The organism is Alkalinema sp. FACHB-956 (assembly GCF_014697025.1).
Taxonomy (GTDB): Bacteria; Cyanobacteriota; Cyanobacteriia; order Leptolyngbyales; family Leptolyngbyaceae; genus Alkalinema.
The window spans coordinates 122,931-136,402 of the sequence record NZ_JACJRC010000003.1; the positions used below are offsets into that span (position 1 = coordinate 122,931).

General features: G+C 50.6%; 15 protein-coding genes. 5 read left to right on the forward strand and 10 right to left on the reverse strand.

Annotated elements, in window-relative coordinates; genetic code table 11:
* Positions 1–134 precede the first annotated feature (134 nt).
* Positions 135–1,244 carry a polysaccharide pyruvyl transferase CsaB gene (gene csaB, locus H6G21_RS05715; protein ID WP_347277985.1) on the reverse strand — a complete coding sequence of 370 codons (1,110 nt, stop codon included), beginning with the start codon at positions 1,242–1,244 and terminating at the stop codon, positions 135–137.
* Between the two features lie 83 nt (positions 1,245–1,327).
* Between csaB and H6G21_RS05720 the strand changes: the two genes are divergently transcribed.
* From H6G21_RS05720 to tsaB, 3 genes are all read left to right on the forward strand, one after another.
* Positions 1,328–1,630 (forward strand): DUF2499 domain-containing protein, encoded by a 303-nt coding sequence (locus tag H6G21_RS05720; RefSeq protein WP_190571470.1) that lies wholly within the window; start codon positions 1,328–1,330, stop codon positions 1,628–1,630.
* Positions 1,631–1,832: 202 nt separating this feature from the next.
* On the forward strand, positions 1,833–2,138 hold the full coding sequence (locus tag H6G21_RS05725; RefSeq protein ID WP_190571472.1) for a DUF3593 domain-containing protein: 306 nt from the start codon (positions 1,833–1,835) through the stop codon (positions 2,136–2,138).
* 154 nt (positions 2,139–2,292) lie between these two features.
* Complete coding sequence (gene tsaB, locus H6G21_RS05730) at positions 2,293–2,976, forward strand: tRNA (adenosine(37)-N6)-threonylcarbamoyltransferase complex dimerization subunit type 1 TsaB (protein ID WP_190571475.1); 684 nt, start codon at positions 2,293–2,295, stop codon at positions 2,974–2,976.
* 55 nt (positions 2,977–3,031) lie between these two features.
* Here the strand turns inward: tsaB and H6G21_RS05735 are convergent, their stop codons facing one another.
* The 6 genes from H6G21_RS05735 to thyX form a co-directional block, all read right to left on the reverse strand.
* Positions 3,032–3,412, reverse strand: coding sequence for a hypothetical protein (locus H6G21_RS05735; protein WP_190571477.1), 381 nt, complete (start codon positions 3,410–3,412; stop codon positions 3,032–3,034).
* A 501-nt stretch (positions 3,413–3,913) separates the two neighbouring features.
* Positions 3,914–6,178 carry a PBP1A family penicillin-binding protein gene (locus H6G21_RS05740; RefSeq protein WP_190571479.1) on the reverse strand — a complete coding sequence of 755 codons (2,265 nt, stop codon included), beginning with the start codon at positions 6,176–6,178 and terminating at the stop codon, positions 3,914–3,916.
* Between the two features lie 246 nt (positions 6,179–6,424).
* Positions 6,425–6,838 (reverse strand): phage holin family protein, encoded by a 414-nt coding sequence (locus H6G21_RS05745; protein ID WP_190571482.1) that lies wholly within the window; start codon positions 6,836–6,838, stop codon positions 6,425–6,427.
* Positions 6,839–7,118: 280 nt separating this feature from the next.
* The gene (locus H6G21_RS25965; protein ID WP_199307048.1) at positions 7,119–7,877 is read right to left on the reverse strand and encodes a biopolymer transporter ExbD; all 759 of its coding nucleotides are present in this window, start codon (positions 7,875–7,877) and stop codon (positions 7,119–7,121) included.
* Positions 7,878–7,883: 6 nt separating this feature from the next.
* On the reverse strand, positions 7,884–8,615 hold the full coding sequence (locus tag H6G21_RS05755) for a MotA/TolQ/ExbB proton channel family protein (protein WP_190571484.1): 732 nt from the start codon (positions 8,613–8,615) through the stop codon (positions 7,884–7,886).
* A gap of 320 nt (positions 8,616–8,935) precedes the next feature.
* Positions 8,936–9,664 carry an FAD-dependent thymidylate synthase gene (gene thyX, locus H6G21_RS05760; RefSeq protein ID WP_190571486.1) on the reverse strand — a complete coding sequence of 243 codons (729 nt, stop codon included), beginning with the start codon at positions 9,662–9,664 and terminating at the stop codon, positions 8,936–8,938.
* Positions 9,665–9,898: 234 nt separating this feature from the next.
* Here thyX and H6G21_RS05765 point away from each other — a divergent pair, with 234 nt between their 5' ends.
* Entirely contained in the window at positions 9,899–10,783 is an 885-nt protein-coding gene (locus H6G21_RS05765) for a tetratricopeptide repeat protein (RefSeq protein ID WP_190571487.1), read from the forward strand.
* Between the two features lie 125 nt (positions 10,784–10,908).
* The gene (locus H6G21_RS05770; RefSeq protein WP_190571488.1) at positions 10,909–11,523 is read left to right on the forward strand and encodes a YdcF family protein; all 615 of its coding nucleotides are present in this window, start codon (positions 10,909–10,911) and stop codon (positions 11,521–11,523) included.
* Positions 11,524–11,658: 135 nt separating this feature from the next.
* Here the strand turns inward: H6G21_RS05770 and H6G21_RS05775 are convergent, their stop codons facing one another.
* The 3 genes from H6G21_RS05775 to efp form a co-directional block, all read right to left on the reverse strand.
* On the reverse strand, positions 11,659–12,021 hold the full coding sequence (locus tag H6G21_RS05775) for a metalloregulator ArsR/SmtB family transcription factor (protein WP_190571489.1): 363 nt from the start codon (positions 12,019–12,021) through the stop codon (positions 11,659–11,661).
* A 149-nt stretch (positions 12,022–12,170) separates the two neighbouring features.
* Positions 12,171–12,659 carry an acetyl-CoA carboxylase biotin carboxyl carrier protein gene (accB, locus tag H6G21_RS05780; RefSeq protein WP_190571490.1) on the reverse strand — a complete coding sequence of 163 codons (489 nt, stop codon included), beginning with the start codon at positions 12,657–12,659 and terminating at the stop codon, positions 12,171–12,173.
* 116 nt (positions 12,660–12,775) lie between these two features.
* Positions 12,776–13,336 carry an elongation factor P gene (gene efp / locus H6G21_RS05785; RefSeq protein WP_190571491.1) on the reverse strand — a complete coding sequence of 187 codons (561 nt, stop codon included), beginning with the start codon at positions 13,334–13,336 and terminating at the stop codon, positions 12,776–12,778.
* Positions 13,337–13,472: the final 136 nt, after the last annotated feature.

The following is a 13,472-nucleotide window of genomic DNA, read 5'->3' on the forward strand; positions in this document are numbered from 1 at the left end:
GAATCTTTTAGGTCGCTGGAATGGAATACTGAAAACAGATATCCACAACAGGGGTGATAACGGGCAGAGGCTAGGGTACCCAGAACATTGGAAAAAGCAACAAACTCCTCTAAAAATTTTTAGATTGTTGCAAACTACCGCATCACTTGACACAAAATTTCACGATGAACGATCGCTTGTTGGATTAAATTCTCGCGATAGGATTGGGCAGCCCAGGTCTTCGCACCCAAGAGATCAAGCCATTCTTGTACTATTTTCTGTACTAAGACTTCAGGATCAGACGACAACTGACCGAGTTCCTGTCCTGGCAGATGCAGGGCTTGCATCACTTGGGACACCTTAGGGTCATAGCTCAGGGCATAGCAGCGGCAATCCTCTGCTGCCGCCATAATGACTGCATGAAGTCGCATCGCGATCGTGAGATCCACCTTCTGAAAAATCCCCTTCACCTGCTGCGGATCCTCCAGTAGCACAATGGGACTATCGGGAAACTGGGTTTGCAGCCGTTGGGCCAGTGCCCAATCAAGGCTCTGTTGGAAGGGCAAGAAGACAAAAGAAACCCGAGCCTTTTGCTGAAACTGTTGCAGGGCCTGAATCAGCAGCTCTAGCCACGGTTCAGTTAGCGTTGCATGTTGGCGCACATTCACCGCGACCCAGGGCCGTGGTAACCCTTGGGTCAGGCGATCGAAGGTGGGGGACTGGCGGGGGGTCATGGCCCAAACCGGATCCGGCGCAAGGGTATGGGGAATCTGCCAGCGAGAGAGCAGCCCTGCGGAACCCAAATCTCGTACACTGACTGCCTGACAGCGTTTCAGCACATGGCGGGTCATCCAGCGATTATAGGACTTGTGGAGGGGGCCAAGGCCCTGCGCCCAAGCGATCGTTTGCAGGCCCATCAGTTGCGCCAGTTTCATCAATCCGGCATAGTACAGGGGGCTGATGGCACTGCTGGTGTCCTGCATGAGACTGCCGCCCCCCCAGATGAAATAGCGAGCCCCCTCATAGGCTTTGAGGATTTCCCCCAGCTTCCAACGATCGTAGGCTTCGACCCCGTAGCGATCGTAGGTTTGGTGGGGATCTTTGGACAGCACAACGGGGGTGATATGCTCCGGCAGCATTTGCAACAGGGACACCAGCAGGGCTTCATCGCCTGCATTGCCCATGCCGTAGTAGCCACACAGAACCGCTCGTTCTGAGGCTGGAGAGGAGGGAAGGGGGTTCGATCGTTGGTTGGAATCAGTCACAGCTTCGCCAGAATGAAAAATCGCGATGGTGAAGGAATTAGCGTACCTTATACTTCAGTACCCGTCTTTCAAAGTAATCGCCCATGAATGCCTTGTCCATTCCTACTTGGATTATTCACGTCTCTAGCGTCATTGAATGGATTGCTGCCATTTGGCTGGTGTGGCGGTATGCCGAAGTGATGGGCTACCCTGCGTGGAAAACGCTGTCCTGGGGGATGTTGCCAGCATTGATTAGTGCAATGTGTGCTTGTACTTGGCACTTTTTTGATAACTTACCGGGGTTAGGTTGGTTGGTGACCCTGCAAGCCGCAACAACAGCGATCGGCAATTGCACAATGATGGCCGCAGCTTGGTGGATTTGGCGAAACGCTAAACTGAGTCCTTAGATTAGGATCTGGCCGAATCTCGCATCATTGACTTGCCCAACTGACTTGCCCAACTGACTTGCCCAACTCTCGACCAACTGGCTTGCTCAACTTAAAGTTTTTAAAGGCACTATTTTTTTAAAGCCACTGCCAACAATCACTGCCAACAATTATTGTCCACTACCGGCTCACTGCCCACTACTGACTCCACAAATTTTCTCCCATGTCTAAGGAATCATTATTTGCGCTATCTCTCTTTCCCTATTTGGGTTTTCTGTGGTTTTTGACCCGTTCTCGCCAAACGCCCAAACTTGCATTGGCCGGCTTTTACCTCCTACTAGTCTTTGTTGCGGTTACAATTCCTGCTGGCATTTATGCAAAGGTTGCCTATGGGAAGGAATTAGCTAATGTTGATTGGCTCCATGGCAGTGCAGAATCCTTTCTCACGCTGTCCAATATTTTTGTTGTCCTAGGATTTCAACAGGCATTGCGGAAAGCGAAAACAGCTAATCCAACGGATCATTCTTGATATTCATCTCTCAAAGTTTTTTGGAAATGATTTATCACTCGCCACAATTTGGCTACAGTCATCATTCTGGCTAAAGCAATTATTCTGACTAAAGCAATTATTCTGGCTAAAGCAATCAATCCTGTCCTCAATTCAGTCTGTGACTATTTCTGAGATGTCCCACTCCGCTACTTCTCCAAAAACTTGCTACGGCTTGGCGATTCATACCAGTAGCCCCACCTTTGGCTTGGCGATCGCGTCAGTCCACGATCGGCAATCAATGCGTTGCCAGAGTTGGGATTTGGGTCGTGAGGTGTCTAGCCTACTGCACCAATATTTGGCAGATTTCCTAGCACCACAAACCTGGTCGGATTTGGCGTTTATTGCCGTTGCCAAAGGGCCAGGGGGATTTACAGGAACTCGCCTAGGGGTGGTAGCAGCCCGGACATTGGCGCAACAATTGCAGATTCCATTGTTTGGCATTTCCAGCCTAGCGGCGATCGCTGGGGCCAAGGGGGATCCTAACCAGGCGATCGCGGTTCAAATGCCCGCCCAACGGGGAGAATTACATACGGGAATTTTTCAATGGCAATATGCGCAGGCCGAACCTCACCCAAACCCGGTACTGCCCCAACAGTCATTGACGCCCGTACAACCTGAACGGGTCTACCAACCTGAAGCCTGGGACAGAACTTTACAAGCCTTGCCGATGAATTACGACCTGATTGAAGCACCAACGGCTCAAGGAGAGTATGCCGCTGTAGTCCTAGAACTGGCCCAACAGCGATGGCACCAAGGAATTCGCCCTCACTGGTCAGAAACCTTGCCCACCTACGGTCAGCATCCGGTCGATCGCTAGGTGGTTGTGATGGGCCGATCGGCAATCCTGTTCGGTAATCCCGATCGGCAGACCCTCATAACGATCGAGGCAATTTTTCTGTGATGGAGAGGTTTTGAGCTTCAACATACAAAGCCCCTTCTACGGAGAGAATCGCCTCCATGAGAGATTTCGCAAGCATTCCGTCGGGTAGGTTGCCCATGAGAATCACAACCCGCCCCCGTTGAGAAATACGCAAATTTTTCACGAGATCAATGCCAAACAGTTCCTGCAATTGCAGGACAACCCGCTTAGCAAGACCATTGTGATCGTATTGGCCATCAACCCCAATGCGTTCTGGAGGAATGGCCGTTAAGGTGAGATTTGCCGGAAGATGCAGTGTAGAAAGCGATCGACGAGCGGACTTATCAGGCTCGATCGGAGCGTTAATTATTTCTGATGATTGAGAGTTTTGCACCCATGAATTTGGAGAATTCATTAGATTTTATGGAGCGATATTATTCAGTCAACAACTCATTCGAACTTCATTAAAACTTTTCCAATATCAGCATACAATCTCCCCCAGGACAGAAGCCTAAAGTGAGTGTTATTTATTTATTTTTGTATATTTTAAAAATTATTTTTGGAAAACTTGCTAATCACCGCGACTTATCCGCAAATACACGGTATTACCAACCCAGAAGTCACCATTATCTAAAGGACAGTTCCCTCAATATTTAATTGTTGTCAACATTTTTTGGATTCTTTATCTTAATCTTCACAAATTTCACCGATCGCAGTACTCGGGCCACGAACTGTGCGATCGTTTTTCGCCCTAGCACCGACACGATAGGATTTCACTAACAGTTTTCATGACCGTTTTTCACTGCCAATTTTCACTGCCAGTTTTCACGACCGTTTTTCACTGCCAGTTTTCACAGCAGGTTTTCACAGCGAGTACCCAGAGGCTCAGGACAATCTACAACGCCTTTCTCATGTATTCTCCCCAGAGCTGAGCAGCTTGGGCACTGCTCCCTCCCGTGGGCGCGTTATCGTCATTCCCGAGCCACACCCCAGTCACTACTTTGCTGCTGGGGACGTAACCGATAAACCAGAGGTCTACGTTGTCGTTTGTAGTACCCGTTTTGCCTGCTTCGCCCCGTCCGATCGCCGCGGCCCGCCCGGTACCACTGCGCACGACCCCTTGCAGCAAACTGGTCATCGTGTCCGCCACTTCTGGAGCCACCACTTGGGTCGGGGCTTCCTGTTGGGCTTCGTAGACCACTCGGCAGGTGGCTAAATTATTGCGATCGGTGCAGTCCCCACTGTCCAAAATGCGAGTAATAGTGCGGGGTCTAGCTTTCAGTCCTTGGTTCGCTAACACTCCAAACGCGGAGGTCATTTCTAACACAGTGGTTTCACTTTGCCCAAGCACCAACCCCGGTACCGGATCGAGCTTGGAGGTAATTCCCATTTTGCGCGCAGTTTGCACCACTTGATCTAGTCCAACTTCCTGGGCAACCCGCAGCGCGATCGCATTATCCGACTTCGCCACTGCCGCAAACAAATCTTCACTGCCCCCGCCACAGCCCGCAAAACTTTGTCCATCCCAATTCAAGGGTGCACAGGAAAAGGATTGGTAGGGTTGAATGCCATTCTCTAGACCAGCAGTATAGGCAAAGATTTTAAAGGTAGAACCAGGCTGCCGTTGGGCTTGAGTAGCACGGTTAAACTGGCTTTCTTGGTAATTAGCCCCCCCCACCAAGGCCAGCACTTCTCCCGTGGCTGCATTTAGGGTGACGATCGCCCCTTGGGAATAGCCCGCTGCGGCTCCGCGATTAGCCACTGCATTGGCTAAGGATTGTTCCGCAGCCTTTTGCATTTGAGGATCCAGCGCAGTTTGAATAACAAAGTTACCCTCCTGCGCCACGTTCTCCCCCAAGAGGTCACCGAGTTCCCTTAACACTTGACTGTAGTAATAGGGAGCCATGGTATTGGCAAGGGTTTCCTTGGCCTTGGGACTGAGTTCGATGCGCGATCGTCTGGCCTTCGTGGCTTCTTCCTGACTGACCATGCCCTGTTCGGCCATGCGGGTCAGCACTCGGTTGCGATATTCCACCGCCGACTGATAATCTTTGACGGGGTTAAACGCATTGGGTGCAGGAAGAATACCCGCCAAGGTTGCCGCTTCATTCAGATCCAGATCCTTGGCTGACTTGCCAAAGTAAAATTGTGCCGCATCTTCAAAGCCATAGTTGCCAAAGCCGAGATAAACCCGACTTAGGTAAATCCGCATGAGCTCATCTTTGCTATAGGCGGTTTCCAGCTTGAGGGCAACCATGGCTTCCTTAAATTTCCGCCCGGTGGAGTCTTCGCTGCCCACATAGTCCCGCAGCAGATTCCGTGCCAGTTGCTGCGTCAGGGTACTGGCCCCTTCCCGAATGCCCCCACTTTTCACGTTCGTCACGATCGCCCGCAGCGTGCCGATCGGATCAACTCCAATGTGCCAATAGAACCGCGAGTCCTCCGAAGCCATGACCGCCCTAGGGAGATAACGCGACACCTGGGACATCGATTTGACATCCTGGTGGCTGGTGTTGGGAGGAATGGGGGTTAACGGAGTCACACCATCGCGGGCATAGACGATCGTGGGCCCCGTCACCGAGTTAGGCAAGGGATAGACCGAAAACTGTGTCCAGCTAATGGCGATCGTCCCTGCAATCAGAGCCGATACCCCAGCTAGCCCATAGAGACCGTAGCGAATGGCTCGTAGGTACCAGGCCGGGGGATCATAGTACTGCACCCGGACAGCCCCTTCCAGATCCGTAGGCCCCAGGGTAAACAGATCGTTGTGGTACAGCGTGACAGAGCGTAACCGTTTTTTGCCGCGATAAATACCATTAGTCGAATTTTCATCCCGAATCACAAACCGTTGGCGACCGGGAATGATGCCTAAAATTTTGCGAGGTTGCCGATCGCGGTTAATCGAAGCGTGCACCTGACTGACGACGGGATTGCGCACCACAATGTCGCACTGCTGGGAACTGCGGCCCATGAGATAGCGCTCGCCTAACAAAGGATAGACCTGAGCCTGGGTTTCGCCGCCCCCTTGAATCCGCAATTCTGGCACTTTGGCATTGGCTTGCAGCCGAATTTTGGAAAAGCGCACCCGCGTGGGCACAGTCTGCAACAGTTGTGTCAGACGGGTCACAGGATTTTTTTTAGGCGGTTGGGGAGAACTCATGGGCAAATGCTAGAACTGCAATAACTCTGGCCGACGGGGGCACCAGACTTTCTTCTATAAATGAGCTACAAAAATAGCAGGAACACTTCCGGTGAGGTTTCCGAGTGTCCCTGCATCATTCTAGTCAACCGATCGCGTGGCAACACGACGATCGTTCAGGATTTCCGTAAATGTTTGCAATCCTAGGTCTGCTTTGTTGCAATCCTAGGCCGGTTTTGGGTGTGCCTTGAAATTAACCTCTTGAAATTAACCTAAGGTATGGCTCAAAAAGATGGGTAATAAGATGGCCGCTCCTTTGGGTAAGGAAATCAGGCCGACGGTAATCAAGATCTTGCGCAGAATGGAATACACGATCGTCAGCGCGATGGAACCCAGGATGGCGCTGATAATGCCATTGCGAAGACGGAAGCCTTCGATAAGCCATGCGGCTAAGCCAAAAATGATGATGTTAATGATCAGGGAAACTGGCGAGAAGATAATGGTGAAGTTCAAAAGATTTTCTAAGGGCTGAGACAGCGCATTGAGAATTCCGAACACCACAGCGGCGGCCAATGCTTTTTCCGGGCTATCGATCTCAACCCCGATCGGCAATTTTGAAATGAGGTAGAAGCTGATCGCCATAACAACGATCGTGACCAAAATTGTAATCAGCCAACCCATATACTGAGTCTCCTAACAGGTAAATGTCTTGAAAACTGGAATATTCTTAGAATCAAGGCATTTGCCGCCAAGTCGATTTTTTTTCCAGTTAAATTCAGGATTTACCCCGTTTCCCCAGAGAAAAAGGCCAAAAGTCAACAGTTTTACTTCATAAACCTCAATCCCAATCAACCTCAATCCCAGCAGTTGCTCATACAAACAGTTGCTCGTACAAACAGTTGCTCGTACAAACAGTTGCTCGTACAAACAGTTGCTCATCTAAATCAACTGCTCATCTAAATCAATTGCTAGCCGGGGGTGGGGCTCCATTGGAGGGACTGACTGGGGATCCGATCGCCGGTGAATTAGGCACTGCACCAGGTAAACCCGTATTGGGATCGATCGGAGTTGTGGAACTATTAGGAAACAGTAAACTGCCGGGTTGTCCAGTCGGCTGCATTCCAGGCTGAACACCGGGCTGCATTCCAGGTTGCACACCCGGTTGAATACCGGGCTGGATACCGGGCTGGATACCAGGTTGCATTCCAGGCTGAGCCCCCGGTTGCAGCAGCGGATCCGTCATACCACCGGGAAAGGGAGTAATCGAAGGAAAGGGCGTCGGGTTGGTTAAGCCAGGGGTTACGGAGGGAGCTGTGATGGGGGTTGTTGTCGCTAGGGCCACCCGATCGCCCCCCACAGCCCGCAACGTATCCAACACTTGGATCACATTGTCGTAAAAAGCGTTGGGGGAGGCATTTAGCACTAGGACACCATTGGGATTTTTCTCCCGATAGGTTTTCAGCATTTGCTCTAGTTGAGAGCGATCGATCTGCGTCTTATCCACATAGAGAACGCCATCTTGGGTCAACGTGACCACTAACTTCTCTAAGGGCTGAACCGTGCTGGTTTTCGATTGGGGCAGATTGAGATTAATCCCCTGGGGCCGCTGGAATTGCAGAACTGCCAGGATAAAAAACGTGAGAATGCAAAAAATCACGTCAATTAACGGCAGAATCTGAACCTGGGCCTCATCGGTGGGGGAATCTAGGTTGATTTTCATCGTGGACTATCCCTCTAGGCTGGAAATCTCATTCGTCAAATCTTCAGGCAGGACGATCGGGGCTACGGTTTCTCCCCGAGTCATCTCGATCGTAGCCGTTGGATCCCCTTGCCGCTCATACTGCCATTTTTGCCGATAGAGCAGTTCCAGCTCATTCCCCGATCGGCGAAACACTTTGGCTTGGTTAAAGATCAACCCTTGAAAAATGCGATAAAACCCCAAGGCCACCAGCGCCACAATTAGCCCTGTTGCCGTACTAATCAACGATGCCCCAATCCCGCCGACCGCATCCTTAGAGGCTTCCGTTCCCAAGGCTGTCACCGTGATGGAGTACAGCGTTTGAATCAATCCCAAAACCGTTCCCAGCAAACCGAGCAACGGAGCCATGGCAATCACAGCTTCTAGAACCTTATTCCCCCGTTGCATCCCAGCAATTTCTTCATCAGCGGCGGATTCCAGGGCCAAGCGAAACAGATCTGGATCCGGAGCTTGCAATCTCAGGGCAGCGTAGAGAAAACGCCCGATCGGTTGGTCGTAGGCTTGGCGCGCAATTTCACTGGCGAGCATCCAATCGCGACGGGAAGCATCCAAAATTCGGTTAACGACTTCCCGCTCCTGTTTCAGAACCGTAAACCAAAAGCGAATCCGCTCAAAAATTGCGGTTACAGCCAAAACAGACAATAGCAACAAGGGAATCATGGTTGGGCCGCCCTTGTTGAAAATATCGACTAAGTTCATCGTCGTTTCTCCCCCACCGTTTTTGCCACCGATGTTTCTACTACCGAAGGGTTGTATCACCGATAAGTTGTATCACCGATAATATTTGCCACCGCTTTTGTCTAGAGCATTTTACCGACTGAAATTGCCGATCGTGCATTGAATTCATGCCCCAAGTTCCCCACAGGTATCCATTTCCTCCCCGGTTCTCCACGGGAGGTCAGCCCTAGAGTTCAACCTCCTATAGTCAAACCCCAGTCAAACCCCAGTCAAACCAGAGTTAAATCAGAGTTACCCCTCCTAGGTTAAATACTCTAGGTTAAATCCCCTAGCTCAACCCCCTAGGGAGACAGTCGAGCTTTGCCCCAGCGGTTTTTGTGGTACCACTCCGCGATCGCGGGAACCCAAGCTTCAAAATGCGGCCAGATCAACTCACAAAGTTGAATAATCTCCAATTGCGCATCATTTTTTGCCCGCAAGTCCAAAAAGTGCATCAAACTCCGGCAGTTAAAACTCACCACAAAATGCTGCCGAATTGCATAGGGGATCAAGTCCCGCGCGTGCTCCTCAGCATAGCCTTCAACCCGAATTTTGTGGGCGTAGTGTTGAGCGAGTTTTTCGCACCAGTCCCGATCGGTCTGGCGAGCCGTAGCTGTGTACTCATACTTCGCACCCTGGCGATCGGTATAAAACCCCACGGGCCGGAGATAAAACACTTCTTCCAGCTCCCGCTTACCATCCACCACATCCAGAATTCTCTGCCCGGTGTATCGACCGGACTGCACATCAAAACTGACAGAAACACGGTGGGTTCTCGCCTGCTGCATCACACTGTGGGGAAACCAACCACAATTCAGCACGATTTGGGGATGCTCGATCGGCCCAAAGTGCCCCCGGTTTCCCGCCAGCAGATTACGAATGACGACCTCCCCAGCTTTGGGTTCATCGGGGAAGCGATCGCGCTCATCCCAGACAAAGCCTTCAGCATAGTCTTGGTGCATGGCCGCATAAATGGTCTGTTGGGGATTCGGGGTTTGGGAGAGAACTTCGACTTTAAAGTAAGGATCCATAGAAACCATTGGGAGGGAAACTGGGCACTGCCATCAGAATCAAGGAACGTTTTATACTGGAGTGAGCGCCCCAAAGCTTAATAGCATAGATCAAACCTTCTGCCAGTGATGTACAAAAAAAATTTTGATTTGACTGCCCCAAGATAGCCTTGATCGATTAAGCTAACGGTGTCAGACTTCAGACCCCTGTAACATCATTTGTTAAACCTGTTAAACCCAACCTGTTAAACCACTGTGTATAAACGGATTGCGCTTCTCTTTACTATCCTGTTGTTGAACTCCGGCATTGCAAGGCGTCCTGCGATCGCTTACCTGGTTCCCCATTTGCCCCATCTCGACGATCGGCAGTTGGAACGTGAGGGCAATGACCTGTTAGGAGAATCGATTCAACTGGCACAGTTGCAACAGTTTGACCTTGCCATTACCCGTGCAAAGTTGGCAACCCAACTGATTCCCAAGAATCCGGATGTGTGGTCGGTGTTGGGGGGGCTATATCTAGCTGATAACAAAACTGATCTAAGTATTGCTGCCCTACAAAAGGCCAAGGCCCTAGAACCGAAGGAATCTGCAATTTGGTTCCGCTTGGGCAATGCCTATTTCCAGAAAAAAGATTATCCCAAGGCGATCGAGTCCCTGCAATCGGGCTTAGCGCTCAAACCCAATGTTCCCGGTGCGTTGTTTGACCTGGGAAATGCTTATTTGATGTCCGGGAAAAAGAACGAGGCGATCGCAACCTACGAAAAAGCCTACGCCCAGGATAAAAAATTTTGGTACCCCCTGAACAATATTGGGTTGATCAAGTACGAGATCGGAGACGTTAAGGAAGCGATTCGACTCTGGAAGCTGTCCGTTGCCGCTGCAACAGATAGTACTGGGGCAGAGCCAAAACTGGCCTTAGCCGTAGCAACCTATCAGACAGGCGACCAAGATCAAGGACTGAAACTGGGTGAAGCCGCTGTGAAGCTAGATAGCCGTTACAGTGATATCAAATTTTTAAAGGAAAACCTGTGGGGCGATCGGCTGATTGCTGCGACCCAAGAATTTCTGGAACTTCCTAGAATTAAAGCCGCGATCTCCCAGTCCAAATCTACCGAATCGGAGGGACGTTCTCCTCGCTAAGTTGCTCGCCACAAGTCTAGTGATCCTCGCTAGCCATCTTTTAAAGTTCTACAAGGTCTACTGATTTAACCCGCGTTCCTGGGAAATTCGTAGCAGCATCGCGCAAACTTCATAGCGAGTTAGTCATGGGTGGACGGGGCACATTGGTGTTCAAACGGCGGCAACTGCAACGGCAGACGGCCAAACGGAGAAAACTCAGTTTCCCTTGGTGGGTGTTGCTGTTCTTGCCTATTTTCGTGGGCTTGGGCTATCGCCAAGCAAGAATGTGGTTTACCCAACCCCAGGCGGTACTGGTATTAGGAGGCGAGCCAAGCCGCGAACAATTTGCAGCAAAATTTGCCCAAAAACATCCTCAACTCCCCATTTGGATTTCTTCCGGTGCGCCCCAGGAATACGCGGAATGGGTGTTTAATGATGCCGGTGTCAGCTTCGATCGGGTTCATCTGGACTACCGTGCCGTGGATACTTTGACAAACTTCACCACCCTGGCCGACGAACTGCAAGCGCGAGGAATTCGTAATATTTATCTCGTGACCTCCGACTACCACATGCGTCGTGCCAGCCTGATTGGCGAAATTGTTCTGGGCAGTCGAGGCATTATTTTCCATCCAGTCAAAATTGAATCGGTTCCCCCTACCCCAGAGGAACCGATGGCAAAAACAATTCGAGATGGCGGTCGGGCTTTATTGTGGATCACCACTGGCTACACAGGAGCCGATCTCAAGTCAGCTCAAAAGTAGACAAACTCACAGTAAAGAGTTGTCAAACTCACAGGGAGTAGTTAAACTCACAAGCGCCAAACATAGACCGATCGGTAGCACGCTGCTATGGCGCATTGAACAGTGCATTAATACAGTTCATTAATACCCAGGCACTTACTGCGAGTCGGGTTTGCTGGCAAGGCTAAAGGAGCGGAAATGCTGAGCTTGCTGTTCAATCCGGGTCGCAATGCGATCGCAGACCAGATTACACAGCTCGAAAATCAGCTCATCCGCCACACTGTAGTATGCTAAAGTCCCTTGACTGCGGCGAGTCAAAATTCCCGCTTGCAACATGACTTTCAGGTGCTTAGAGACATTGGCCTGACTGGTTTCCGTCGCCTCCACCAAGTCCTGCACACACTTCTCACCATCACGCAATAAATTCAAAATGCGCAACCGCATCGGTTCGCCTAACACACTAAAGTAGTCGGCGACCTGTTGAACAACTTCCTGGGGCACGGATGCTACTGGTTCCATATAGGCTGCAAGAAAACCAAATAACGAAGTAGCAATGATCCCCACATCTTATGCTGATATTTCGTCGTATAGCAATAGAGTTATCAAAGTCAATAAAACCACCAGAGACACCGTTGCCTTGTCCCTGGTGTCCTACAGGGTTCGCTGGCCTAAGCAGGATTAACCCGCATCAGCACTTGACCAAACTCAACGGGCTGGGCATTTTGCACCAAAATTTCGACCACTTCCCCTGAAATCTCAGCTTCGATTTCATTCATCAGCTTCATTGCTTCAATGATGCAGACGGTTTGGCCAGAACGCACCCGATCGCCCACTTCGACAAAGGGATGTTCATCGGGGCCAGGGGCGCGATAGAAGGTACCAACCATGGGTGACTTAATCTCAACCCACCGTTGGTCTGCTGTATGGGGAGGCGCAGCGGGGGCAGTTGGAGGAGCAGCAACGGGAATGGCCGCAGTCTCAGCAATCACGGGCTGCTGTAAAACTGGAACCTCAACCCGTGCGACAGGAATGGCTTCGGCTGTTGTGCCCCGCCGCACGGTGAGTTCAAACTCCTCACTCTTTAACGTCAACTCCGCGATGTCCGTTTGATTTAAAGCTAGGAGTAAATCACGAAGTTCGTTGAAGTTCAGTGCCACGGCTTAATCTTGCTCCCTCAAATAAATGCCCCAATAACTCCCGATCGGGAAGCTATGAGTCCTGAATTGTAATGATGGTGGTGTGATTACAGTGATTCTAGGAAATGAGATTTCGCTTAGTTCTCACGACCCAGATACTTGTCATCGCGGGTATCAACACGAATCTTTTCACCCACTGAGATAAACAAAGGTACCATCACCGTTGCTCCGGTTTCGACTTTAGCCGGTTTGGTTCCACCCGTTGCAGTATCCCCTTTAACACCAGGATCGGCTTCAATCACTTCTAGAACAACGGAGTTGGGCAGTTCCACTTCCATGACTTTGTCGCCCCATTTGACGACATCCACTTCCATGCCTTCTTTCAGATATTTCACCCGATCGCCGATTTGCGCCGCTGTCAGCCGACCTTCGTCGTAGGTCTCCATGTCCATAAAGACGTACTCATCACCGTCCTTATAGGTGTGCTGCATGGTGCTTTTTTCCAGTGTGGCCTGCGGCACCGTTTCCCCAGCTCGGAAGGTTCGTTCAACCACCCCTCCCGTTTGAACGTTCTTCAATTTAGTTCGAACAAAAGCGGCACCTTTACCGGGCTTCACATGGAGAAACTCAACGACACGCCAAACCGCACCATCAAGCTCAATGCTGACACCAGGGCGAAAATCATTACTGGAGATCATGGGTCACTAAAATACATTCGGCAAAACATTCGGCAACTTATTGTACCGTTGCGCGTGACGTTCTGTTCGTGACTTTTCTGAGGCGTTTCTAGATGACTAGGGCGATCGACCCACTCAACGCCAGCGCTGTTGATTC